At 65.9% G+C, this 23,674-nt stretch carries 24 protein-coding genes; 13 read left to right on the top strand and 11 right to left on the bottom strand.

What is annotated here, in order from left to right; genetic code table 11:
* Positions 1-21: 21 nt before the first annotated feature.
* Positions 22-2,154, bottom strand: a complete 2,133-nt coding sequence (locus tag IT540_RS11445) for a molybdopterin oxidoreductase family protein (protein ID WP_291177503.1) — start codon at positions 2,152-2,154, stop codon at positions 22-24.
* Positions 2,155-2,396: 242 nt separating this feature from the next.
* Between IT540_RS11445 and IT540_RS11440 the strand changes: the two genes are divergently transcribed.
* Complete coding sequence (locus IT540_RS11440) at positions 2,397-2,771, top strand: hypothetical protein (RefSeq protein ID WP_291177500.1); 375 nt, start codon at positions 2,397-2,399, stop codon at positions 2,769-2,771.
* Between the two features lie 187 nt (positions 2,772-2,958).
* Here IT540_RS11440 and IT540_RS11435 read toward each other — a convergent pair whose 3' ends face one another.
* Genes IT540_RS11435 through epmA form a run of 3 tightly spaced genes read right to left on the bottom strand, consistent with a single transcriptional unit; the run spans position 2,959 to position 5,574 of the window.
* Positions 2,959-4,005 carry a lysine-2,3-aminomutase-like protein gene (locus IT540_RS11435; RefSeq protein WP_291177497.1) on the bottom strand — a complete coding sequence of 349 codons (1,047 nt, stop codon included), beginning with the start codon at positions 4,003-4,005 and terminating at the stop codon, positions 2,959-2,961.
* Entirely contained in the window at positions 4,002-4,472 is a 471-nt protein-coding gene (locus tag IT540_RS11430) for a GFA family protein (RefSeq protein ID WP_291177494.1), read from the bottom strand. Before IT540_RS11430 ends, IT540_RS11435 begins: the two co-directional genes overlap by 4 nt.
* A gap of 52 nt (positions 4,473-4,524) precedes the next feature.
* Positions 4,525-5,574 carry an EF-P lysine aminoacylase EpmA gene (gene epmA, locus IT540_RS11425; RefSeq protein ID WP_291177491.1) on the bottom strand — a complete coding sequence of 350 codons (1,050 nt, stop codon included), beginning with the start codon at positions 5,572-5,574 and terminating at the stop codon, positions 4,525-4,527.
* Between the two features lie 67 nt (positions 5,575-5,641).
* Between epmA and IT540_RS11420 the strand changes: the two genes are divergently transcribed.
* Together IT540_RS11420 and efp are read left to right on the top strand one after the other, a co-directional pair.
* Positions 5,642-6,487: a hypothetical protein gene (locus IT540_RS11420; RefSeq protein WP_291177489.1), complete on the top strand. Its 846-nt coding sequence runs from the start codon at positions 5,642-5,644 to the stop codon at positions 6,485-6,487.
* 209 nt (positions 6,488-6,696) lie between these two features.
* Entirely contained in the window at positions 6,697-7,266 is a 570-nt protein-coding gene (gene efp, locus IT540_RS11415) for an elongation factor P (RefSeq protein ID WP_291177486.1), read from the top strand.
* A 9-nt stretch (positions 7,267-7,275) separates the two neighbouring features.
* On the opposite strand, the gene IT540_RS11410 is transcribed toward efp, so the two are convergent.
* The 3 genes from IT540_RS11410 to IT540_RS11400 all read right to left on the bottom strand — a co-directional run bounded on the left by IT540_RS11410 (position 7,276) and on the right by IT540_RS11400 (position 8,727).
* Positions 7,276-7,560 (bottom strand): hypothetical protein, encoded by a 285-nt coding sequence (locus IT540_RS11410; protein WP_291177483.1) that lies wholly within the window; start codon positions 7,558-7,560, stop codon positions 7,276-7,278.
* 44 nt (positions 7,561-7,604) lie between these two features.
* Complete coding sequence (locus IT540_RS11405; RefSeq protein ID WP_291177481.1) at positions 7,605-7,892, bottom strand: hypothetical protein; 288 nt, start codon at positions 7,890-7,892, stop codon at positions 7,605-7,607.
* Positions 7,893-8,061: 169 nt separating this feature from the next.
* On the bottom strand, positions 8,062-8,727 hold the full coding sequence (locus IT540_RS11400) for a TIGR00730 family Rossman fold protein (RefSeq protein ID WP_291177478.1): 666 nt from the start codon (positions 8,725-8,727) through the stop codon (positions 8,062-8,064).
* Between the two features lie 367 nt (positions 8,728-9,094).
* On the opposite strand from IT540_RS11400, the gene IT540_RS11395 reads away from it, so the two are divergent.
* Both IT540_RS11395 and IT540_RS11390 read left to right on the top strand, forming a co-directional pair.
* Entirely contained in the window at positions 9,095-10,741 is a 1,647-nt protein-coding gene (locus IT540_RS11395) for a LysM peptidoglycan-binding domain-containing protein (RefSeq protein WP_291177474.1), read from the top strand.
* A gap of 106 nt (positions 10,742-10,847) precedes the next feature.
* Entirely contained in the window at positions 10,848-12,830 is a 1,983-nt protein-coding gene (locus tag IT540_RS11390) for an ABC transporter ATP-binding protein/permease (RefSeq protein WP_291177470.1), read from the top strand.
* 31 nt (positions 12,831-12,861) lie between these two features.
* Here the strand turns inward: IT540_RS11390 and IT540_RS11385 are convergent, their stop codons facing one another.
* Positions 12,862-13,314 (bottom strand): pseudoazurin, encoded by a 453-nt coding sequence (locus tag IT540_RS11385; protein WP_291177467.1) that lies wholly within the window; start codon positions 13,312-13,314, stop codon positions 12,862-12,864.
* A gap of 209 nt (positions 13,315-13,523) precedes the next feature.
* Here IT540_RS11385 and IT540_RS11380 point away from each other — a divergent pair, with 209 nt between their 5' ends.
* Positions 13,524-14,189, top strand: coding sequence for a hypothetical protein (locus IT540_RS11380; RefSeq protein WP_291177464.1), 666 nt, complete (start codon positions 13,524-13,526; stop codon positions 14,187-14,189).
* 34 nt (positions 14,190-14,223) lie between these two features.
* A complete protein-coding gene (locus IT540_RS11375) occupies positions 14,224-14,649 on the top strand; it encodes a DUF2267 domain-containing protein (RefSeq protein ID WP_291177461.1) in 426 nt (141 codons plus the stop codon).
* On the opposite strand, the gene serB is transcribed toward IT540_RS11375, so the two are convergent.
* Complete coding sequence (serB, locus tag IT540_RS11370; RefSeq protein WP_291177458.1) at positions 14,646-15,578, bottom strand: phosphoserine phosphatase SerB; 933 nt, start codon at positions 15,576-15,578, stop codon at positions 14,646-14,648. The two genes, IT540_RS11375 and serB, sit on opposite strands and share 4 nt — an antisense overlap.
* 41 nt (positions 15,579-15,619) lie before the next feature.
* The gene (locus IT540_RS11365) at positions 15,620-17,086 is read right to left on the bottom strand and encodes a hypothetical protein (RefSeq protein ID WP_291177455.1); all 1,467 of its coding nucleotides are present in this window, start codon (positions 17,084-17,086) and stop codon (positions 15,620-15,622) included.
* A gap of 2 nt (positions 17,087-17,088) precedes the next feature.
* On the opposite strand from IT540_RS11365, the gene miaA reads away from it, so the two are divergent.
* The 4 genes from miaA to ilvN all read left to right on the top strand — a co-directional run bounded on the left by miaA (position 17,089) and on the right by ilvN (position 21,044).
* Entirely contained in the window at positions 17,089-18,054 is a 966-nt protein-coding gene (gene miaA / locus IT540_RS11360; protein WP_291177451.1) for a tRNA (adenosine(37)-N6)-dimethylallyltransferase MiaA, read from the top strand.
* A 112-nt stretch (positions 18,055-18,166) separates the two neighbouring features.
* A complete protein-coding gene (locus IT540_RS11355; RefSeq protein ID WP_291177448.1) occupies positions 18,167-19,933 on the top strand; it encodes an acetolactate synthase 3 large subunit in 1,767 nt (588 codons plus the stop codon).
* A gap of 74 nt (positions 19,934-20,007) precedes the next feature.
* The gene (locus IT540_RS11350; RefSeq protein WP_291177445.1) at positions 20,008-20,490 is read left to right on the top strand and encodes a hypothetical protein; all 483 of its coding nucleotides are present in this window, start codon (positions 20,008-20,010) and stop codon (positions 20,488-20,490) included.
* Positions 20,491-20,495: 5 nt separating this feature from the next.
* Positions 20,496-21,044, top strand: coding sequence for an acetolactate synthase small subunit (gene ilvN, locus IT540_RS11345; protein WP_291177442.1), 549 nt, complete (start codon positions 20,496-20,498; stop codon positions 21,042-21,044).
* Between the two features lie 119 nt (positions 21,045-21,163).
* On the opposite strand, the gene IT540_RS11340 is transcribed toward ilvN, so the two are convergent.
* Entirely contained in the window at positions 21,164-21,682 is a 519-nt protein-coding gene (locus IT540_RS11340; RefSeq protein WP_291177439.1) for a DUF1190 domain-containing protein, read from the bottom strand.
* Between the two features lie 260 nt (positions 21,683-21,942).
* Between IT540_RS11340 and ilvC the strand changes: the two genes are divergently transcribed.
* Both ilvC and IT540_RS11330 read left to right on the top strand, forming a co-directional pair.
* Complete coding sequence (gene ilvC, locus IT540_RS11335; RefSeq protein ID WP_291177436.1) at positions 21,943-22,962, top strand: ketol-acid reductoisomerase; 1,020 nt, start codon at positions 21,943-21,945, stop codon at positions 22,960-22,962.
* Positions 22,963-23,125: 163 nt separating this feature from the next.
* Positions 23,126-23,371, top strand: coding sequence for a hypothetical protein (locus tag IT540_RS11330; protein ID WP_291177433.1), 246 nt, complete (start codon positions 23,126-23,128; stop codon positions 23,369-23,371).
* The last annotated feature ends 303 nt before the right edge of the window (positions 23,372-23,674 follow it).

The following is a 23,674-nucleotide window of genomic DNA, read 5'->3' as shown; positions in this document are numbered from 1 at the left end:
GCAAGGAGTTGCCTTCTGCGGTCAGTTGACGCGCGAGACCTCGACCAGGTTGTCCGAGAACGTGGGCGCCCGGCCGAGCCCGCACCAGGCGTCCGACGAGATGGAGTTAACGGACCCGTCCGAGCGGTTGAGCGAGCGCCAGTAGCCGAGCGTGGCCACCACCACGCCGTCCGGCACGTCGTCGGTCACCCGCGCCACGCCCTCGAAGTCACCGCGGTCGTTGTAGACGCGCACGGGGTCTCCCTCGCGGATGTTGCGGCGGGCCGCGTCGCCGGGGCTCACCATCACGAACTGCTCGCCCTGGCCGCGGATCTTGTGCGGCTCGTTGGCATAGCAGGAGTTGAGGAACCCGTGGCTCTTGGGCGAGATGATGTTGAGCGAGTAGAGCTTCGCGCGGTCTGGGTTCGTCTCCGGCCGCTCGCGGGCGGGCACGTAGCCCGGCAGCGGATCGACGGGCTCGCCCGACTGCTCGCCTTCGTACATGGCGCGGAAAGGGCCCGCCACGAAGTTCTTGGCGTCGTTAAGCAGGAACTCGACCTTGCCCGACGGCGTCGGGAAGTTGCCTTCCGCGTGCGGTGTGCGCGTATCGGCCGAGCCGACGTCGATCTTGAAGTAGCCGTGCTGCTTGAAGTGCTCCATGTCGATGCCGCCCATCTTGGGATCGGCCCAGTTGATGTATTCGGCACAGAGCTCGCTGTCGCTCATTTTAAAAATCGGATCGTCGAATCCCATTTCCTTGGCGAGCAGCCGCCACATCTCGCTCGTCGGCTTCGCTTCGCCCGGCGGCTCCACGGCCTTCTGATTGTACGTGAAGTAGAGGTGGCCCCAGCTCCACATCATGTCCTCGGCCTCGCCGGCCATCGCCGAGGGCAGCACGATGTCCGCATACTTCGCCGTATCGGTCAGGAAGTGCTCGGCGACGACCGTGAACAGATCCTCCCGCTTCAGCCCTTCGACGATCTTGTTCGTCTCCGGCGCCTGGCTGACGGGGTTGGTGCAGAACACGAACAGGCTCTTGATCGGCGGCTCGAGCTGCATTTCTCCGGTCAGCGCCGCGCCGAGCCGCAGGTTGTTGACCACGCGCGTGCCGGGACGGATCCAGTCGGGCCGCGAGACCTTGGCCCAATCCACGGGTAAGTCCCAGATCGGCATCTGCAGCAGGCCGCCGCCGACATGCCGCCACGAGCCGACGAGCGCCGGCAGGCAGCACGCGGCGCGGATCGCCTGCCCGCCGCCGGCCGAGCGCTCGAGCGCCACGCCGAGCCGGATGACGGACGGCTGGATGGTCGCGAACTCGCATGCGAAGCGGGCGATATCCGCCGCCTTGACGCCGGTGATCTTCTCCACGTACGCGGGCGTGAACTCGGCCGCGCGCTCCTTGAGCTCAGGGAATCCGACCGTGTGCTTGTCGACATAGTCCTGATCGACCAGCCCCTGCGCGATGATCGAGTTGATGAAGCCCATGGCCAGCGCGCTGTCGGTGCCGGGCCGCGGGCAGATATGCCAGTCGGCGGCCTTCGCCGTGCGCGAGCGGTAGGCGTCGATGACGACGATCTTGGCGCCGCGCTTCTGCGCCTCGAGCACGAACGGCCAGTGATGCAGGTTGGTCGAGATCGAGTTGCAGGCCCAGATCACGATGTAGCGCGCATGCACGAAGCTCTCGGGATCGACGGCACCCGTCGGCCCGACGGTCAACAGCCACGCCGTCGAGGAGCCCGAGGCGCAGAACGTCTTCTCGTTCACCGTCGTGCCGAGCCGGTTGAAGAACGGATCTCCCGAGTTGATGCCCTGCACGAGCCCCATGTTGCCGAGATAGCTGTAGGGCATGATGGCCTGGCTGCCGTAGGTGGCGATGATCTCGCGCCAGCGCGTGCCGATCTCGGCGATCGCCTCGTCCCAGGTGATGCGTTCGAACTGCTTGGAGCCTTTGTGGCCAGTGCGGCGCAGCGGATGGAGCAGGCGGTCCGGGTTGGCGTGGTGGTCGTGGAAGTCCTTGAGCTTCACGCAAAGCCCGCCGCGCGTCATGGGATGCGATTTCTTTCCGCGCACCTCGACCAGCTTCCCCTCGCGCACGACGTAGTCCATGGCGCAGGTGTCCGGGCAGTCGTGCGGGCAGGCGCCGTGGAAAAATTCAGGCTTCAGGTGCTCGTTCATCGGTGCGCTCCTCCATCGCAGGTGATTTTTTTTACGGGCCGTTGCGGCGATCCCTCTTCCGGAGGACGCCAGCCTCTGCTTCGTTGATGCGACACTCTGACATTGGTCAGGCAAGTCATCAAACCTCTTGTTGCTCGCGGCGAACGACGCGAGGCAGTGCGCAAGGCCATGGAACCATTGAATTTTCATCGCTCAAAAAAGGCCGTCGGCGGATGAGCGAGATAGCCAGGGAGATATAGCGCATGTCGTCTCAGCTCCATCCGGGCCGCCGCGTGCTGTGGACGCCGTTGAGCGTCGCGTGGGCGCCGCCGTCCGCCTCGGCGGTATTCTGCTGCGAGGCCATGACGCAAGCGCTCGCGTTCGACTGCGACCAGCACGCGGACCCGTTCGAATGCGCCGACGGCCTGATGGTCTACAACGAGGTGCTCGACGAGTTCGGCCTGCCCGTCCACGACGGCGGCGCGTCATATGTGCTGATCGCGTTCTGCCCGTGGTGCGGGACGCGCCTGCCCGAAAGCCAGCGCGACCGCTGGTTCGACGAGGTGGAGGCGGCGGGCTACACCGACGACACCCTGCCGCCGGAGTACCTCTCCGCCACTTGGCGCCATAGGCGCTGATCCGACGAAGCAGGCCTTCCGGCCGAGGCGAAGCAGTGCCTCACCTCGGCGTGTCTGGACTCCGGCCTTCGCCGGGATGACGCACGGTGTTGGTTGGGACGATCACGCCAACTCTCCGTCATCCCGGCGGAGGCCGGATCCAGAGCACGTCACCGCATCGCGCAAACGCCTAGCCCGGTAAAACACGCTAGAGCACGCACGCTCCGTCGGTGCGATGCGGGCCACCGCGCGGGTCCACGACCGTCTCGCCATCGAGATAGACCGGCCCCACCGGCACCTTGCCGTGTCCGCCCGGGATGTCGAGCATGTACGTCGGCATCGCGAGACCCGACACGCGCTGCCTGAGCGCGTGCATCAGCGCCTGTCCTTCGGCAACCGTCGTGCGGAAGTGCGCCGTGCCGGGCGCGAGGTCACCGTGGTGCAGATAGTACGGCTTCACGCGCGCTTCGACGAACGCCCGCATCAAGGCTTCGAGCGTCTCGACGCTGTCGTTCACGCCGCGCAACAATACTGTCTGGCTGACGACCGGAATGCCGGCATCGACAAGCCGGGCGATCGCCGCACGCGCCGCTGCCGTCAGCTCGCGCGGATGATTGGAATGCAGCGCCACGTAGACCGTCTTCCGCGCGGCGCCGAGCGCACCCACGAGATCGGCCGTCACGCGCTCAGGCGCCACCACCGGCACGCGCGTATGCCAGCGCACGATCTTCACGTGATCGATGCTGGCGAGCGCCTGCGTAATCTCCTGCACCCGGCGCGGACTCATCACGAAGGGATCGCCGCCGGTCAGGATCACCTCCCAGACCTCGGGATGCGCGCGGATGTAGGCGAGCGCTGCGTCGATCTCCTCGGCCGTGAGATTGGCCTCCGCCGCCGGCCCCACCATCTCGCGCCGGAAGCAGAAGCGGCAGTAGACCGGGCACACGCCGACGATCTTGAGCAGCACGCGGTCGGCGTACCGGTGCACGATGCCCTTGACCGGGCTCTTCACGTGATCGCCGATCGGATCGCTGCGCTCCTCGGGTGCCCGTTCGAGCTCGCGCACGTCGGGCACGAACTGCCGCGCGATCGGGTCGGCGGAATCCTTGGCGTCGATCAGCTCCGCCATGGCGGGCGTGACGGCGACCGCATAGCGCGCGGCGACCCGCGCCACGTCCGCCTCGGCATGTGCCGGCGCGAGCCCCGCATCCACGAGGTCCGTCGCAGTCCGCAGCGTCTGGCGCAGATGGGTCATTTGGGCGGCCAGCTTTCGGTATCGTGGTCGGGGTGTTGGTAGGACACGAGGGTCGCGAGGAACGGGGCCGCCTCGGGATCGGAGAGCGTGTGCTCCTGCGGCAGCTCGTGGATGTGATCCACGTAGGCGAGCTTCGCCTCGATGCCCCACTGGATCTTTGGCGCGATATCCTGCGGCCGATCGAAAGCGCCGATGGCGACGGCAATGCCGTCCGGCGCCTCGTAGGTGAGGGGCGTGCCGCAGTCCGCACAGAACCCGCGCTGCGCGGCATCGGAGGATTGAAACCTCTTCGGCTTGCCGCGCGTCCAAACGAGCGTCGCCTCCCGCACGGAGACCAGCGGCGCATAGAAGTTGCCGAACGCCTTCTGGCACATGCGGCAATGGCAGACGGAGGCATCGCCAAGCGGCCCGTCAACTCGGAACCGCACAGCCCCACACTGGCATCCGCCCGAATGTGTCTCGGTCATGTGTCCTCTCCCTCTCCCTCTTCCCGCAAGAGCGGGGAGAGGGGAGCGCGCCTTACTTGCTCTCATCGGCGAGCGGTGTCCAGATGACCTGATCGACGCTTGTGGCGCCCGCCGCCAGCATCACCAGCCGCTCGAACCCGAGTGCGCACCCCGAGGCGGGCGGCATATGCCGAAGTGCCGCCAGAAAATCCTCGTCGAGCGGATAGCGTTCCCCGTAGAGCCGCGCCTTCTCGTCCATCTCGGCAATCAGCCGGCGGCGCTGCTCGTCGGGATCGGTTAGCTCGCCGAACCCGTTCGCCAGCTCTACGCCCGCAACATAGAGCTCGAACCGTTCCGCCACCTCCGGCCGCCCCGGCACGGCACGCGCAAGGGCCGCCTCTGGCGACGGGTATTCGTAAAGGATCGTCGGGCGGGGGTGTCCGAGGTTGGGCTCGATCTTCTCCACCAGCACGCGCGAGAAGACGTCGGACCAAGTGTCGTCGGCAGCCGTGCGCACGCCGGCCGCCTCCGCGCGGCTGAGCAGCGCCTCGCGGTTCGCCACACCGCCCGCGCACGTATCGAGGAGGGAGATGCCCGCATACCGCTGGAACGCCTCGTCGAGCGTAAGACTTTGAAAGGCGCCGCCGATCTCCGCCTCTCTGCCACGGTACGACCAGCGCGCGCGTTCCGCTTCCTGCGCCGCGAGCCCGAGAATGGCCAGGCAGTCGTCCCACAACAACGTGTAGTCCGCGTCGGCCCGATACCATTCGAGCATCGTGAACTCCGGCGCATGCAGTGCACCGCGCTCGCGGTTTCGGTACACCGGAGCGAAGGCGAAGATCCTCTCCTCGCCCGCTGCCAGAAGCTTCTTCATAGCGAGTTCCGGGGAGGTGTGCAGGTAGAGCCGCCGGCGGTCGAGCGCCGTGCCGACGAGGTCCGTCGCAAAGGCATGCAGGTGCGTCTCGTTGCCGGGAGAGACCGCGAGCGCCCCGGCGTCGATCTCGATGAACCCCTGCGACGTGAACCACTCCCGGATCGCCGCCTTGATCCGGTTGCGCAGCAGCAGCCCCGGCCGGCGATCCCGGTGGCAGTCCAGGCTCCACCAGCGGGAGGAAGCGGGCATCGGCGGGCAATCCCTTGCAGGCTAAGAAACGAGCGTCATCAGGACGTCGCGACCGCACCATATCGGGGTGGCCGATGACCGCTCAAGCCATTCATGGCTGTGCGCCCGCCGTTGTCTGCCCTTGCCGATGCCGCGGGCCCTGCTTAACCTTGCGCAGGGGCAGCCAGAGGGGGAACGCATGACCGCGATCGCCGAAAGCGATACCGCCACGCTCGATAAGCCGACGGTGACGGCAGCGGTTGTCACGCTGACGTTTGCCGTTCTGGCAGGCGTCGCGCTCGGAGCGCTGCCGCAGGAAGGCACCTTCGGCGGCGCGCTCGATGCGATCAAAAACGTCGTCTATGTGCTGACCGTCCCGCTGTTCGATCTCTCGCGCCGTCTGTTCGCACGCCGGAAGGCCCGGGCCGTCGAGGCCACGCCGCCCGCCGACACGCCGAATCTCCTGGGCACGGCCTTCGTCACCGCGCTCGTGCTGTTCATCCTGATCGAGCTTCTGAGCTGGCTCACGGGCTTCGGCATGGGAAGCGTGTGCGCGCTGTTCGGCCAGCAGGGCCAGATCACCGACTTCGGGCAGTGCCTGACGCTCGGCGTCAATGTCTTCGGCTTGGTCCTGGTCGGCCCCATCATGATCGCGTTGGGCGCGACCGCCGGCTGGTTGTGGAAGGGCATTCTGCACAAGGGGCTGCTGACCACGCTCCTGATCTTCATGGTCGTGGTCGCGGCTTTGTTCTCCCTCGACTTTTTCATCCTGCTCCAGCAGAACGCGGGTCCCGCGCAGGCGCTCCAGGATCATTTCAACAGTGTCGGGCCGGTGCGCCAGATCGGTCTTCAGGTCGTGATCCTGACCCTCGGCATCCTGCTGGGCTACGGCGCCCGGCGCCTGTGGCAAGGCGTTGCGCGGGTCTTCACTTAGACACCTCCGGAAAGATCCGCTTTCAGAGGGCCTTGAAAGGGTTGGGAAACGGCCGTTCAGGCCGTTTCCAGGCGTGCGCATCTTCGGCCCTTGGCCTTGCGCGCGATCCAGAGTCTGAGAGCGCCCATATTTCCTGCCCGGGAAGAGTGGACAGCGAGGTAGCCGCAACGGCTGCCGTCGGGCACGATCGGAATTGATGGGAGAAGACCGTGGTCAAGGTGATCGCCAGCTCGATTCGCAAGGGCAATGTTCTGGACCTCGACGGCAAGCTGGCCGTCGTCATCTCGGCCGAGAACATCCATCCCGGCAAGGGCACGCCGGTCACGCATCTCGAGATGCGCCGCATCTCGGACGGCGTGAAGGTGACGGAGCGCTACCGCACGACGGATCAGGTCGAGCGCGCCTACCTCGAGGAGAAGGACTACAACTACCTCTACGAGGATGACATGGGCTACAACTTCATGCAGCCCGAGACCTACGATCAGATCACGATCTCGAAGGATGTCGTCGGCGACCAGTCCATCTGGCTGCAGGAGGGCATGACCTGCAGCGTATCGCTGTTCGAGGGCAACCCGATCGCCATCGAGCTGCCTGCCCGCGTGACGCTGGAGATCGTCGAGGCGGATCCTGTCGTGAAGGGCCAGACCGCCTCGTCGTCCTACAAGCCGGCGAAGCTGGAGAACGGCGCGCGCATCATGGTGCCGCCGCACATCGGGAGCGGCACGCGCGTGGTGGTGATGACCGCCGACGGATCGTACGTCGAGCGCGCCAAGGACTGACGGCCGCTATCAGAAAAGCCCCGGCGGGTAGGCGAAGGGTCCCCACGGGCTCTCGTAGCGCCATCGCGCCTTGCGCTCGCGCTTGGCGAGCCGCGCCAGCCGCTTCCGCTCCGATTCGCGATAGCCGAGCTCCTGCCGGCGCAGTTTGCGCGCATGCTCGCGGATGTGCTTCTGCGAGCCTGCGTAGGACTCGTAAAGAGGCCCGTCGCGTTCGGCGAGCGCGGGACTGAGCGGCGCCAGCATCAGCGCGCCGCCGATCGCCAGGGCTCCGAGAAGAATGGGGGTGTTGCGCATATCACGCCTCCTGGTCGAGCGCGAAGTGTGAGGTGCGGAACGGCTCAAGCGCGTTCGCTGCGAGGGTAGTCGTCGAGATCCCAGCCATCGTCGTCGTCTGGGCCGTGGGCGGAATCGCCTTCGTCGCCGTTTCCATCCTCGTTGTCGTAGTAGTAGTTGAAGCGCGGGTCGTTCGGATCTGTGTCTTGCCGCTCGTCATCGTCCCTGTCGCCGTACGTCTCGTCGTCGAAAGCCGGAAGAACGCTCGCCTGCGCGGCCTGCACCGGTGTCGACATCTGATCCGGTGCGCTAGACATAACGAGCAGGGCAACGGCGAGAGCGACAAACGGCATGGCGGCCTCCTGGGCTGTCCGATCCCGCCAGGATGGTCCGCGATTGGGGCCATCGGAAGTCCTGGGATCAAACGAGAAAGCGCGCCGCCGGTTCCAGCAGGAAACCGGCTGGCACCGCGGCTCTCAAAGAAAACGCAGACAATCTAAAGCCTTGTAAGCAGCCTAGGTGCTAGAACTTGGCCAGTGCCCCCGGCGCGACCTTTCCGCCCAGCTCCGCGTAAAGCTGCGTCACGCGCGGCACGATCTGGCTCGCATCCGAGACCATGCTGAACGGCACCTCGAGCCCGCGCCGGATGAACGCCTCGTTGCGCATATGATCGAGCAGGCTGAGGAAGGGCGTCCAGAAATGAGCGATGTTGGCCACCACGATTGGCTTGCTGTGCTGGCCGAGCTGCGCCCACGTAAGCTGCTCCACCAGCTCCTCGAGGGTGCCGATGCCACCGGGCAGTGCGACGAAGGCATCCGAGCGCTCGAACATCAGCTTCTTGCGCTGGTGCATGTCCGCCGTCACGAGCAGGTCCGTGACCTCGCGCAGCATGTGCTCGCGCTCGACCAGGAACTCCGGAATGATGCCGGTAACCTTGCCACCGGCCTCCAGCGTGGCCCGCGCCACCTCGCCCATGAGGCCGAACCCGCCACCGCCGTAGACGAGCCGCACGCCGTTTTCCGCCAGCGCGCGGCCGAGCGTGCGCGCCGCCTGGGCGTAGGCCGGATTTTCGCCCGGGCCCGAGCCGCAGTAGACGCAAATACTGCGCACGGAGCCGCCGGGGGCGAGCGCTTGCGGCGCGCCGTTGAGATGCTGCGGTGCGGTAGCTCGTGAACGGCTTTTGCGCATGGATTTGGAGGTCGGTGAGGGGGTAGACGTCGTACGGTTCAAGCCAAGTCCTTAATCGAGGTCGAAGTGAAAACTATGACATAGGTCTTTGCCTTAAGATGGGGGTCCCCGGCGCGTCTGCCAATGCCGCGGCTCCAAATGGGGTGAACGGCCGGGGGCAACCGTCTGTCCGGCTTAAGAAAGACTGCAAAGGCGTTTGCCCGGCGGCGCGCAAGTATCTAACCTGGGGACCCAGGGGCGCCGGAGTGCGGCGAGGGGCTCGAGTAAGGTGGGCGTGACGGGATCCATGTGGGATTGGCTGCTGAAGGCAGTGACCGCGGTGTGCGCATCTGCGCCGCTCCTCGTCCTGTGCATGTTGAGCCTCGTCATGGCGGAAACGGACGCTTCGGCGCCGCGCAAGGACGAAACACCTGTCGAAAGCCGGTCCGCGCCCGATCCAGATCCAGGTGCGTCGGTTCCCGACGCGCTGACGAAATGGCTGGAGCAGGCCGCAATCACCTATCAGTCTGATGTGGCCCGCAAACTGTCGGTCCCCCGCTACGCGGAGGCCGAGGTTGCGGTCGAGGCAGAGGAGGAGCCGGTCGAGCTGCCCGCGCCTGGCTTCGTGGATTCGCTTAGGGCCGCCGTGGATGCGGCGCTGATCTACGTTGTGTACTGGATCGAGCAGTTGTCGCGAATGGCAGGGCTGCCGCCGCTGGATCTCGCTTACTCGTCCGTCACGCTGATGGCCGACCAGACGGCGCGCGACGCAAAGGCGTTCGTCGATGCGCGCCGCAAGGCGGAGGCTGACTGGAAAGAAGCCGTCGAGCGCGCCGATGAGGCAGCGGCGGAGGCCGCGCGTGCGGAGGCCGAGCGCAAGAGCGCTGCCGAAGCGAGTGCGGCCGAGGCGGAGCGCCGGCGTGCCGAGGCGCGCAAGGCGGAGCTGAAGAAACTCAAGGAGGAGCTGGACCGGCGCATTGAGGAGGGCCTGAAGCGGCTCGAGGAGCTGGAGAAGCTCGACACGACGAAGAGGACGGAGGCGACGCGTAAGGCGCTCGCCGCCGATGCCGCGCAGAGCGCCGGGGCGGCCCTCAAGGCTGTGACTGGCGCCGCCGCCGCTAGGCGCGCGGATGCCAAGGCGGCCGAGCAGCAACGCTTGGCAGAAGCCAAAGCGGTTGAGGAAGAACGGCGCGCCGCGGAGGCCAAGGCCGCAGAGGAGGCCCGCGAAGCAGCCGACGCAGAGGCGGCTCGGAAGGCCGAGGAGCAGCGCCTGGCCGAAGCCAAGGCGACCGAGGACCGGCGCGTCGCGCAGGCTAAAGCCGCGGAGGAGGCTCGCAAAGCAGCCGATGCAGCGGCGGCTCGGAAGGCTGAGGAGCAGCGCGTAGCCGAAGCCAAGGCGGCCGAGGACCGGCGCGTCGCGGAAGCCAAGGCCGCAGAGGAGGCCCGCAAAGTGGCCGAGCCAGAGGCAGCGCGGAAGGTGGAGGCGCAGCCCCTGGCCGAGGCCAAGACCGACGAGAAGGATCGTGCCGCGGAGGCCAAGGCCGCAGAGGTGCCTAGGACGGCTGAGCCGGAAACCGCGAAGACCGGGAGACGACCGCCCGAGATCGCGTCCGCCGATGCCGAGGCGCGTGCCGAGCCGAGGTCCGACGCCACGCGCAAAGCCTCGGAAACGGCCACCCGGCCGGCGGCGGAAACACGCCGGCCCCGCAAGCTCGCGGCGACGGACGCGGCGCCGCGCGAGTCCGCACGGCCGAAGAAGCATGTCCGCTCCGCGCGCAAGGCGACGAAGACCAAGGTCTACAAATGGCGCCGCCACGCCGACAAGGTCCACTGCAAACGCAAGGCGTGCGCACGTGCCCACGGCAAGCGGGTGCACGTCGTCAGGCCGGGCGACACGCTATGGGGCATCGCGCGCCGCTACCTCGGCAAGGGTGCGCGCTACAAGCAGATCTCCGCCGCCAATCGCAAGAAAATCCGCAATCCGGACCGGATCTTTCCGTGCCAGGTGTTGCGCGTGCCGCATGCCCGCCATTGAGGTCGCGAGCAGGCCACGCTAAACACCCGCCTGCTCCATCCTGCCATCCCGTGCGTATCGGTAGCGATTGGATGGCGGAGCACGCGCACGGGGTTCCTAGCGAGACATGAGACCGACGAACATTGCGACCTCCTCGGCAAGCCGCAGCGAGCGGCCGGATCTGCTCGGCCTCTCGACCGAGGTCAGCCATTGGGCCGTGCTGAGGAGCCTGTTGCCGCTCATCTGGCCCGCGGGTCGCCCCGATCTGCGCGCCGAGGTCGCCGCCGCCTTCGTCGTGCTCGTGCTGGCGAAGTGCGTCACCGTCGTCGTGCCGGTCGCCTTCAAGTGGGCGACCGATTGGCTCGCGTCCGACCTATCCGGTCCCGAAGCTGCCGCCAAGAGCCTCGCGTTCGGCGTCGCCATGCTGATCGTTGCCTACGGCGCGGGCCGCGTCGTCATGATGGTGCTGAACCAGGTCCGCGACGTGCTTTTCACGCGCGTCGGCCAGCACGCCATCCGCGAGCTCAACAACCGCACCTTCCGCCATCTGCACAAGCTATCCTTGCGCTTCCACCTCGAGCGCCGCACGGGCGGTCTCTCGCGCGTGATCGAGCGCGGCACGCGCGGCATCGATCTCATCGTGCGCATGGGTGTGATGCAGCTCGCGCCGACCGTGGTCGAGATGGTCCTGGTCGCGGGGTTGCTCGTGTACTATTTCGACTGGACCTACGTCGTGATCCTGGTCGCGACCATCGCCCTCTACATGTGGTTCACGTTCTGGGCCTCGGAGCGGCGCATCGCCATCCGCCGCGAGATGAACGAGAGCGACACCGAGGCCAACACCAAGGCCATCGACAGCCTGCTCAACTTCGAGACCGTGAAATACTTCGGCAACGAGGAGGCCGAGGCGCGCCGCTACGACGCATCGATGGCCCGCTACGAGAAGGCCGCCGTCAAGACCTACTACTCGCTCGGCGTGCTGAACTCGGGGCAGGCTGTGATCTTCACGGCCGGCATGACGCTCGTGATGTGGCTCGCCGCCCGCGGGGTGATGGCGGGCACGCACACCGTCGGCGATTTCGTGCTGATCAACGCCGTCATGATCCAGCTCTATCAGCCGCTGCACTTCATGGGCATGGTCTACCGCGAGATCAAGCAGGGCCTTGTCGACCTCGAGACCATGTTCGCGCTTCTGGCCGAGAAGCCGGAGGTCGAGGACAAGCCGGGTGCGAAGCCGCTCGTCGTACGCGAGGGCACGGTGCGCTTCGATCGCGTCTCGTTCTCCTACGATGCCGAGCGCACGATCCTACACGATATCTCGTTCGAGGTCCCGGCCGGTAAGATGGTCGCCATCGTCGGCCCCTCGGGCGCGGGCAAATCCACCATTTCGCGCATCCTGTTTCGTTTCTACGACATCGAGCACGGCGCGGTGACCGTCGACGGCCACGACATCCGCGACGTCACCCAGCAGTCCCTGCGCCGCGCCATCGGCGTGGTCCCGCAGGACACCGTGCTGTTCAACGACACGATCCTCTACAACATCCGCTACGGACGCCCCGACGCCACCGATGCGGAGGTTGAGGAGGCCGCGCGCCTCGCCCAGATCGACCGCTTCATCGCCGCACTGCCGCAGGGCTACAAGACCATGGTCGGCGAGCGCGGATTGAAGCTGTCGGGCGGCGAGAAGCAGCGCGTCGCCATCGCGCGCACGCTGCTCAAGGGACCGCCGATCCTGATGCTCGACGAGGCGACGAGCGCCCTCGACAGCCACACCGAGAAGGAGATCCAGGACGCGCTCGACCGCGTCGCCGCCGACCGCACGACTCTGGTCATCGCGCATCGCCTGTCGACCATCGTGCATGCCGACAGCATCATCGTGCTCGACAAGGGCCGCCTCGTCGAGCAGGGTACGCACGCGGAGTTGATCTCGAGAGGCGGCCTCTACGCCAGCCTCTGGAATCGCCAGCGCCAGGCCGAAAAGGCCCGCGAGGAGCTGGCCGCGGCGTTGGAAGCCGGCTCCGGCGCCTCGCCCGACCGTACCGTCAAACAGGAATTGCCCGAGGCGGAGCCCCGGGCAATCGCATCGTTCGACGAGCCGCCGGCCTACTGACCGGCCGCACGGCCGATCATAGCGTGTTCGCTTACTGGCCGACCTGCTCCTTGAGCGCATCGTAGCGCTTCTGCGCCGTGCCAGACGGCTTGTAGGTATCGAGCTGGCCCTTGTTGGGCAGTTCGTCGCCCGCGACGACGAGCGCGATCATGCCCATCGGATAATGCGGGAGGCACTTGATTCCATAGACGCCGGGCTTCTCGATCGTGAGCACGATCTCCTCGTTGAGCTTGCCCTTGAACTCGGCTGCGCCCTCGGGCCACAGGTCGGGGATCATCTCCGCGTTGTGGCCCTTATTGGTCGGAATGAACTTGACGGTGTCGCCGACCTTCGCCTTGATGACCTCCGGCTCGAACAGCATGAACTTGCCCTTGCCGTTGTTGTTCAGCATCTTCACCTCGATCTCCTCGGCCGAGGCGGAGCCGGCGAACGGTGCAGCGAGCAGCAGAGCGGCGACGGCCGCGAGCCCGAAACGTGAGATCATGTTTCCTCCTTTAGAGTTTTCTACGATTCTTGAGTGTTGAAGTATAGAATAGACGCGAAGCTGTCAAACCCCTGCCGCGCGGGGTAAGATGGCAAAGATGTCGCATGGGGCTTGCCCGCCGGGGACAGGGGCCGACGCACCTGAAGAGGCGCGTCGCCCGGTGCAGATGTTGACCCGGGTGCAGCGTCGGGAAGGACGCGGGAGCGGCGATGTCGGGACGGCTCCGCGAAGGCGTCAAGGCCGCATGGCGGGAGGGGAGATCACGCCTTCGCCGGGTCGTGGTGCATGCGCTGCTGGGTCTGCGCGCGCTGTGGCATCTTATCCGCGCCTCGCTGAGCTTTGCGCTGCAAGTCGTAGCGGCTCTCATCCTACTGTTCGAGGAATGGGGCTGGCGCCCGCTGGTCGAGGCGCTCGCGTATCTGGCCCGCTTCGCGCCCTGGGCGCGTGTCGAGCAGATGATCGCGCGGCTCCCGCCCTATGGCGCCCTGGTCGTGCTCGCGCTGCCGACCTCGGTCCTGTTTCCGCTGAAGTTCCTGGCGCTGTATCTGCTCGCGGCAGGACAGGTACTCGCAGCCGGCATGCTGTTCGTCGGCGCGAAGATCGCTTCCACCGCGCTCATCGCCCGCATCTTCCTGCTGACCCGGCCCGCGCTCATGCAGATCGGCTGGTTCGCCGCCATCTACAACGTCATCATACCGTGGAAGGAGGCGCTGTTTGCCAGCATCCGGGCGTCGTGGCCCTGGCGCTACGGCCGCATGGTGAAGACGCGCGTGCGCCTGGAGGCGAAGCGGGCGTGGGCGCGATGGCGGCCGGTCATCGAGGAGACGGCGTCGCGTTTTCGGCTGGCCGTCGGTCGCCTGATCGGACGCGCGTGACGCGAGGGGCATCAGCCAGGGAGGCTTCGATCGCGTGACCATACCCATGGAGTACCGCACGGCCGCGAAGGACTTCGAGCAGTTCCTGGACGACGCGCTCGAAGCCTCGGGCCTCGCGACGCGCAATCAGGTTTACACGATGGTCCAGGGCGTCTTTCAGATGTTCCGCAGCCGCCTCGGCGTGGGAGACGCCATTCGGTTCGCCAACGCGCTGCCGCCCCTTCTCCGCGCACTTTTCATCGATGACTGGCATGTGGAGCAGCCGCAGCGGCCCTTCGACGACCGTGCTGCTATGACAAGGGAGGCTCAGGCGCTGCGTCGCGACCACAACTTTGCACCCGACAGCGCCATTCGTGACGTCGCCATCGCCTTGCGCAGGAACGTCGACGAGCCTGCATTCGACCGCGTGTTATCCACTTTGCCAGATGGAGCGGAGGAGTTCTGGCGCGTCCAGGTCTAGCACACGACGATATCGTTGCGACCGTAGCCCTGCAGGTGCAAGAGCGCCGTGAGGTCGCCATGCGTGACGACCGCGCCGGTATCCAACGCGCGCGCCTGCTCCGCGAGTATTGGCTTGGCGCGGAACGCAACGCCGAGCCCCGCCGCCGCGAGCATGGCAACGTCGTTGGCGCCATCGCCGACGGCCAGTGTCTCCGAAAGCGGAAGTCCGCCCTCTGCCGCGAGCCGCTTCAGCGTATTGGCCTTACTTTGCGGCCCGACGATCGGTTCCCGCACCCGGCCCGTGAGCTGCCCGCCCTCGATCTCGAGCACGTTGGCGACCACGGCATCGAAGCCAAGCCGCGCGGCGATCCGCTCGGCGAAGATCGTGAACCCGCCCGAGACCAGCGCCGTCCATCCTCCGTTCGCGCGCATGGTCGCCACCAGCGACTCGGCCCCCGGCATGAGCGTCACGCCGGCGAGGATCGCCTCGAGCCGGTGCGCCTCGATCCCAGCGAGCAGCGCCACACGCTGAGCGAGGGAGGTTTCGAAGTCGATCTCGCCCCGCATGGCGGACTCGGTGATGGCGGCGATCTCGGCGCGGCACCCCACGATCTCCGCGATCTCGTCGATCAGCTCCTGTTGGATGATCGTGCTTTCCATGTCCGCGACGAGCAGCCGCTTGCGCCGGGCATCAGGCTCTCCGGCAACGATGTTGACGTCGACCGGCGTCGGTCCGATGGCCTGGGCGACGGCGTCGCACTGCGCGGCCAGGCTGCTTGCACCCGCGAGGTCGAAACGCGCTTCCCAGGCATCGCCGGGGGACAGCCACTGCACGTCCGCCGCCGTGCCGGCAAGTGCGCCAAGCGCCGCCTGCGTTACCGACTCGGTGACCACGCCGGATCCCGGCGCTGCGGTGAGCAGGAGCGTGCAAGTCGTTGATGCGGTCATCGCGTAGTCTTTTCTGTTTCTTCTAGTCTGTAAGCGGGAAGCTACGTCGCAATGCGTCTCAGGTGCATCTCTCCGAGATGCGGGTCCTGATAGGCCGAGTAGCGGATGTTCGCGTCACGGAACGCCGTTTCTACCTCACGCTTGTAGCCCGCATCGATCACCACCGAGCCCTCGATGAGCCCGATCCGGAACCGCTCCTCGGCCTCGGGGCTCCCGAGGTAGGTCCATATGCGTCCATCGAACTCAGCGAAATACCGGCTGATGTCGCACCGGCAATAATTGCGCTCGCGCCGGTCGAGGATGGCGAGGGCGGCTTCATCGATCTCGAACAGCACGCCGGTTACCTCCGGCGGCTCCGCGTAAGCCGAAAGCTCGCTCTCCCCCGCATGCTCGATATTGAGAAACGCAACGTATACGTCCGGCCGCGCATCGCTCTGCGCGTCGAGATAATACTTGTAGTCGGGCAGGTCCTTGCGGTTGTCCATCGCGACGCTCCAGGCACGGCGGAACCCGCGCAGCGTCGCGTATTCGTGCGCGCCAAGCTTGAGCCCTTCCGATTGCAGGAACTCGCTGAGCCGCCCGATGTCGACCAGCGATCCGTAGCCGAAGATCACGTGACGCCGGGCGCGTGGTGGCGCGATCGGACGCGCGTGCTCGAACTTGTCCCAGCCCGGCCAGTGTCTGGCATTGCCGCCCGCATGACGAGGCGTAGAGCCGGGTGCAACGAGCACGTCGTAGAAATCTCCGAACTCGTAGTCTGCATCGTTGCCACTCAGCTTGTACCACTTGGTCTGCACGAATTCGGTCGCAAGACTCGGCGCGAACCCCCTCACCGCAACGATGAGGTAACATTCACCAGGCCCGTCGTTGGAAACCTGAGACACAGGGTTACCCGCTAGCGCCCGCAGCCTGGGCTGGCTTCCCTCGTAGTAGATATCGCATGATTGTAATGGGATGCTTAGGGTGTAAGGGACGAAAGGAAGAGAAAGGGGCCAATTGGCGCGCTCAGGGGCAATATCAACTTGAATGCTTCGTACGAATGGTACGACGCCGTTTGTTGTCGGCGCGCGCAAGAGCGCCGTAGCTGTCAGGTCAAAAAAATCCGTATCGGTGGCATTGTACAGACGAACAAGCGCCTCCCACCCATGAACGCCAGGACGTATCAATAGACGCTTTCGAAAGTCTAGAACGTCGTCGGGGACGAACATCTTGAAAACGATGGCGCCCAGGATCAGCGAATGGGTAATCAGTCGTGCTAGGCCAGCGACGGGTGCCAGCCAGCCCGAGTTGATTGCGCCGGGCACCAGATCCTCAGCTCCAAGAAAGAAGGCTGTAAAGTACAACACACCTGCCCACGGTTTGGCGCCGCTCGTGAGCACGTGTGTTAGGCCGAAGAGAATGCCGAGGACCACTAGGCCCAGGACAAACTGAAACAAGAGCACCGACCATCGCTTGTAAGCGATATAGGAAATCACGAGGCTTTTGCGACGCAGATGGCTGCCGAACATAGATGGGTGTCGATCCGCTGATGGCGAGCGAGAACAGGGCTGGGCATGCCCCCATACTGATCGCAGGCCCGACGGCCTCGGGCAAGTCCGCGCTGGCGATTGCGCTCGCCGAGCGTATGGGCGGCACCGTGATCAACGCGGACGCCATGCAGGTCTACCGCGAGCTGCATGTGCTGACGGCACGCCCGAGCGAGGCAGACGAGCAACGCGTGCCTCATCGTCTCTACGGCCATGTGCCCGCGGCGGACGCGTATTCCGCAGCGCGTTATGCGGCGGAGGCGCGGGCGGCCATCGCTGCGGCAGCGCGCGCGGACAGCATTCCCATCATCGTTGGCGGCACTGGACTCTACTTCAAGGCGCTGACCGACGGACTGTCACCCATTCCGCCGATCCCCGACGAGATTCGCACCCGTTGGCGCAGCCGCGCAAGCGAGGAGGGCGCCGCGGCGCTGCACGCCGTCCTCGCGGAGCGCGATTCCGAGATGGCAGCACGCCTCAGGCCCACCGATCCGCAGCGTCTCGTGCGCGCCCTCGAGGTGCTGGAGGCGACCGGCACCTCACTCGCGCGCTGGCAGGAGCGGCCGGGCGAGCCGGTGGTGACCGTTGAGCAGGGGCGCGCCGTCGTCGTGTCTCCCGAGCGCGACGCGCTGCGCCGGCGCATCGACGCCCGCTTCGATCTGATGATGGAGCATGGCGCCCTCGACGAGGTGGAGGCGCTCCTGGAGCAGGGCCTCGGTCCCACACTGCCGGCGATGCGCGCACTCGGCGTTGCCCCCCTCGCACGACTGATCGCGGGCAGCATGAGCGCCGCCGAGGCGGCCGAGGCGGCAAAAGCCGAGACGCGCCAGTACGCCAAAAGACAACTCACGTGGCTTCGGCGCAATATGATGTCTTGGAAATGGTTAGATACGCAAGAAATAGAAAGTTTTACATCAGAATTAGTAGATTTTATTAAATCTAAAGCTTGACCCTGCATCCTGGCCTCCATAGGGTGCCAGCTCCACGACACCCGAGGATGAGGCTGCCCGCGATCGAGACCCGCGGGGCGGCGAACCAATTGTGCGGCAGGCGGAGAGTTACATGGCACGGACGATGACGGGCGCGGAGATGGTGATCAAGGCGCTCCAGGATCAGGGCGTCGAGCACGTTTTCGGCTATCCGGGCGGCGCCGTGCTCCCGATCTACGACGAGCTGTTCCAGCAGGACAAGGTGAAGCACATCCTTGTGCGCCAGGAGGGCGGCGCGCTGCATGCCGCCGAAGGCTATGCGCGCTCCACCGGCAAGGTCGGCGTCGCGCTGGTGACCTCCGGCCCCGGCGCCACCAACGCCGTCACCGGCTTGACCGACGCGCTGATGGACTCGATCCCGCTAGTCTGCATCACCGGCCAGGTGCCGACGCATCTGATCGGCAACGACGCGTTCCAGGAGTGTGACACGGTCGGCATCACGCGCCCGTGCACGAAGCACAACTGGCTCGTGAAGAACGTCAACGACCTCGCGCGCATCATCCACGAGGCCTTTTACATCGCCAAGGCCGGTCGCCCCGGGCCGGTGGTCATCGACATTCCGAAGGACGTGCAGTTCGCGCCCGGCAACTACGTCGGCCCGTCGAACATCGCCCACAAGACCTACAAGCCGCGGGTGAAGCCGGAGGTGGCCGCCGTGCGCGACGCGGTGGAGCTGATGGCTTCCGCCAAGCGCCCCGTGTTCTATACCGGTGGCGGCGTCATCAACTCCGGCCCCAAGGCGAGCCAGCTCTTGCGCGAGCTCGTGCGCCTGTCCGGCTTCCCGATCACGTCGACGCTGATGGGCCTCGGTGCCTATCCGGCCTCCGACAAGCAGTGGCTCGGCATGCTCGGCATGCACGGCACGTACGAGGCCAATATGGCCATGCACGATTGCGACGTGATGATCAACATCGGCGCCCGCTTCGACGACCGTATCACGGGCCGCATCGACGCCTTCTCACCGGGGTCGAAGAAGATCCATGTCGACATCGACCCGTCGTCGATCAACAAGAACATCCAGGTCGACCTGCCGATCATCGGCGACTGCGCCTATGTGCTCGAGGAGATGCTGCGCGTCTGGAAGGCCAAGGCCCCGCAGCTCGACAAGGCCGCGCTCAAGTCGTGGTGGAAGGAGATCGACGCTTGGCGCGCGAGGAAGTCGCTCTCCTACAAGAACTCCTCCGACCACATCATGCCGCAGTACGCCTGCCAGCGGCTCTACGAGCTGACCAAGGATCGCGACACCTACATCACGACCGAGGTTGGCCAGCATCAGATGTGGGCCGCGCAGTTCATCAACTTCGAGGAGCCGAACCGCTGGATGACGTCCGGCGGCCTCGGCACCATGGGCTACGGCCTGCCCGCCGCCATCGGCGTGCAGCTCGCGCATCCGAAGTCGCTGGTCATCGACGTCGCGGGCGACGCCTCGATCCTGATGAACATCCAGGAATGCTCGACGGCGGTGCAATACCGCCTGCCGGTCAAGGTGTTCATCCTGAACAACGAGTACATGGGCATGGTGCGTCAGTGGCAGCAGCTCCTGCACGGCAACCGTCTGTCGGAGAGCTACACCGAGGCCCTGCCGGACTTCGTCAAGCTCGCCGATGCGTACGGCTGGACTGGCATGCGCTGCGACCACCCGGCCGACCTCGACGACGCCATCAGCGAGATGATCAACACCAAGGGCCCGGTCCTCTTCGACTGCCGCGTCGCAAAGCTGGCCAACTGCTTCCCCATGATCCCGTCCGGAAAGGCCCACAACGAGATGCTGCTTGGCGAGAACGTCTCCGACGAGGAGGTGTCCAAGGCCATCGGCAAGGAAGGGAAGGTGCTCGTGTGAACCGGATCGGTCGTCTGCGTCGCGCCGCAGCCGTGACAGTCGCAACCGGTGCGCTCGCAACCGGAGGCGCAGCCGTGTTTGCGGCTGGGGGTGCGACGGAGTTCGATCCGTCGGAGGCCGCAGCCTGGGATCAGGCCGCGAACATCCGCGGAGCGGCGGAGCGGCTCGGACGTCTGCATCGCGCGCGGGGCGCGAAGGCGGCCTATGAACTGATCGACAACTGCTACAAGACCCACAGCCTCGCCTCGACTTACGGCGAGGGCTTCGAAGCCTGCATCGCCCAGGACTACCTCGAGACGCGCACGCTGATTCAGGTCTATTCGCGCATGCCGCCCGAGGCGTTGGAGAAGCTCGGCGTTCCCTCGCCGCAGATGCTGGCCGACAGCATGGGCCAGCGCATCTCGCTGGCCTTCAGCCAGTACCGCAAGTCGCAGGCCTACGCCGACAACGTGAAGAAGCTGGTCGACGAGCACGGGCTTCCGGTGTTCCTCTCCATCGTCTTCCCGGAGGCCATGCGCGCGCTCGAGGACAAGAAAGCGAAAGAAAAGAAGAATTAGCTCCGATGATCAATCCCAATCCACAGACCCACTACGCAGGCCCCGCGCTGAGACAGGAGGTCGAGACGCGGACGCTCTCGGTGCTCGTCGACAACGAGCCCGGTGTGCTCGCGCGAGTGATCGGGCTGTTCTCGGGCCGCGGCTACAACATCGACAGCCTGACGGTGACCGAGACCGAGCACGAGAAGCACCTGTCCCGCATCACCGTCATCACGCGCGGCACGCCGGCCGTGCTCGAGCAGATCAAGCATCAGCTCGAGCGCCTGGTGCCGGTCCACCGCGTGCGCGACTTGACCTCCGAGGGCGTCTCTCTCGAGCGCGAGCTCGCCCTCGTGAAGGTGACCGGCAAGGGCGACAAGCGCATCGAAGCCTTGCGCATGGCGGAGATCTTCCGCGCCCAGGTCGTCGACACGTCGATCGAGCACTTCGTCTTCGAGGTCACCGGCAAGCCCGGCAAGATCGAGACCTTCATCGGTCTCATGACGGAGCTGGGGCTGGTCGAGGTCTCGCGCACCGGCATCGCGGCTATCGGGCGCGGCGCGGCGGCTATGTGATGGCCGCCCGACTCCAACAGCGTTTTCCGGTATTAGGGACGTATCGTACGTCTTGCGCGCCGTCGGTCCTTTCCCACGAGGGGGAGAGGATCTGCGGTTCTGCCTGCGCGCAACCGGCTTTAGAAGATTTTCTGCTTGCGCTTTCCGCTCTTGCCCCGCGCAGCCTGCGTTTCGGCGACCGAAAGCGCGAGCCGCGAGAAGGCGAGGCTCTGGTCGCTCGCGAGCACCTTGCTGTTGCCCGCGGTCTGGAAGCCGATGCCGCCGTCCTTGACCGGATAGAGAGGCTCGGCGCGCGCCGATTTGGCGCCGATCGTCACCATGAACGCGGAGAGCCGCGCCCGATACGTGCCGGCGGCCGAGCGCTCACACCGGTTCTCGCCAATGGCGCTTTCACAAGCCTGAACGTTGTTGTACGAGGCCGACGACGCTTCGTGGGCGGCGACCGCACGCTCGATCGCTGCGGCGCACGCCTTGACGGCGTTGACGCCGAACGAAACGCAGTCGCCGGCAGTCGCGATCACGCCGTGCGTATCGGCGGGCTTGCTGGCGCCGGCCGGGTTGGTTCCGTCGCCGCAGCCACCGAGCGCGGCAGCGAGGCAGAGCAGGGCGGCGCGTGCTGCGGACGGGAACGGGGGCATGGAGGGAACGCTTCCGGAACGGTGAAAACGGTCCATAGTGCGCCGCCGCGCCTTTCGGATATGTTAATCCGCATGCCGATCCTCGGCGGTCGGGTGCAGACCAATATGTATCGGTCCAAGGCCGTATTGGCCGTTGAATCAGGACCGGCCGGCGATGTAACGTCCGCCCGACTTTCAGGAGCGCCCGCTTCTCGACACTTCCGGGGCGTCGGCCCCGCCCGTTCCACTCACCGTTAATCTCCAAACCACAAGAGAGACCGATGCGCGTCTATTACGATCGTGATTCCGACATTAATCTGATCAAGTCGAAGAAGGTTGCCATTGTCGGCTACGGCAGCCAGGGCCACGCGCACGCGCTGAACCTGCGCGATTCCGGCGTCAAGGACGTAGCCATCGCGCTGCGCAAGGGCTCGGCCTCGGCCGCCAAGGCCACCGGCGAGAAGCTCAAGGTCTTCGACGTCGCCGAGGCCGCCAAGTGGGCCGACGTCGTCATGATGCTGACGCCCGACGAGCTGCAGGCCGATATCTACAAGGAGCACCTGGCGCCCAACCTGAAGCAGGGCGCCGCGCTCCTGTTCGCGCACGGCCTCAACGTGCATTTCAACCTCATCGAGCCGCGCGACGACCTCGACGTCGGCATGGTGGCACCGAAAGGCCCCGGGCACACGGTGCGCGGCGAGTACCAGAAGGGCGGCGGCGTGCCGTGCCTGATCGCCATCCACCAGGACAAGAGCGGCAACGCCCACGATCTCTTCCTGTCCTATGCCTCGGCCATCGGCGGCGGCCGCTCGGGCGTCATCGAGACCACCTTCCGCGAGGAATGCGAGACCGACCTCTTCGGCGAGCAGGCGGTGCTCTGCGACGGCCTGGTCGAGCTGATCCGGGCCGGCTTCGAGACGCTGGTGGAGGCGGGCTATGCGCCCGAGATGGCCTACTTCGAGTGCCTGCACGAGGTGAAGCTGATCGTGGACCTGATCTACGAGGGCGGCATCGCCAACATGAACTACTCGATCTCGAACACGGCCGAGTACGGCGAGTACCGGACCGGCCCGCGCATCATCACGCCCGAGACCAAGGCCGAGATGAAGCGGGTTCTGGCCGACATCCAGGCCGGCCGCTTCACGCGCGACTGGATGCTCGAGTGCAAGGCGGGCCAGCCGAGCTTCAAGGCCACGCGCCGCCTGAACGACCAGCACCAGATCGAGGAGGTCGGCGCCAAGCTCCGCGCTATGATGCCCTGGATCTCGAAGAACAAGCTGGTCGACAAGGGCCGCAACTGACGGCCGCTCTTTAGAACCGTTCGACCGGCAGCCCGCCCTTTGTTGCGCAAAGTCCGCGCTCGGAGGGCGGGCTGCTGCGTTTCGGCGATCGGCCGCTGGAATGCGACATCATTTCGGAGCATCCTCCGCTTGTGTAGGCAACCGCACACAGGGAGTGGAGAAGATGAAACGCGCGATCATATCGGTGGGTCTTGCCGCCGTTCTAGCCGTGGCCGGTACGCTGGCGTTCGATGCCCTGCGAGGGCCGGAGCAGTCGGCCGCAGTGGCGGCCAAGGGCCACAAGGTCTGCAAGGCCAAGACCAATGCCGGCAAGCTCAAGACCTGGCGCTGCGGGACGGATCAGGCGTGCTGCGTCAACCGCGCGCTGGACCTCTACGTCTGCGGCTATCCGGGGCTCGGCTGCTTCTAAAGGCAAACGACGCGCAGGCCCGGTGCGCGGCGGAGGCCGGGCCTGCAACGATCGCTCGGCGCGGTGCTGGCGTCGCAGCCGTCTCGCGGGAAAAAGGCCGTGTAAATCCCGCAGGTTATCGATCGGCGCCATGCATCGACTTAAGAAAAGATTTAAGGTCTGGCGCGCTGCCTACTGTTTATCCAAGCGTATTATAATTTCGGCAACACTTGCCGTGGAATAAATGCCCTACGTCTCGGAGCGACCGCCCGAGGGATCTCTCCAGCGGTTGTGCCGAGGGCGTTCCCCAGAACCTCGGATTCT

The organism is Hyphomicrobium sp., assembly GCF_020852195.1.
GTDB lineage: Bacteria > Pseudomonadota > Alphaproteobacteria > Rhizobiales > Hyphomicrobiaceae > Hyphomicrobium_C.
This window is presented reverse-complemented; position numbering and strand designations above follow the sequence as displayed.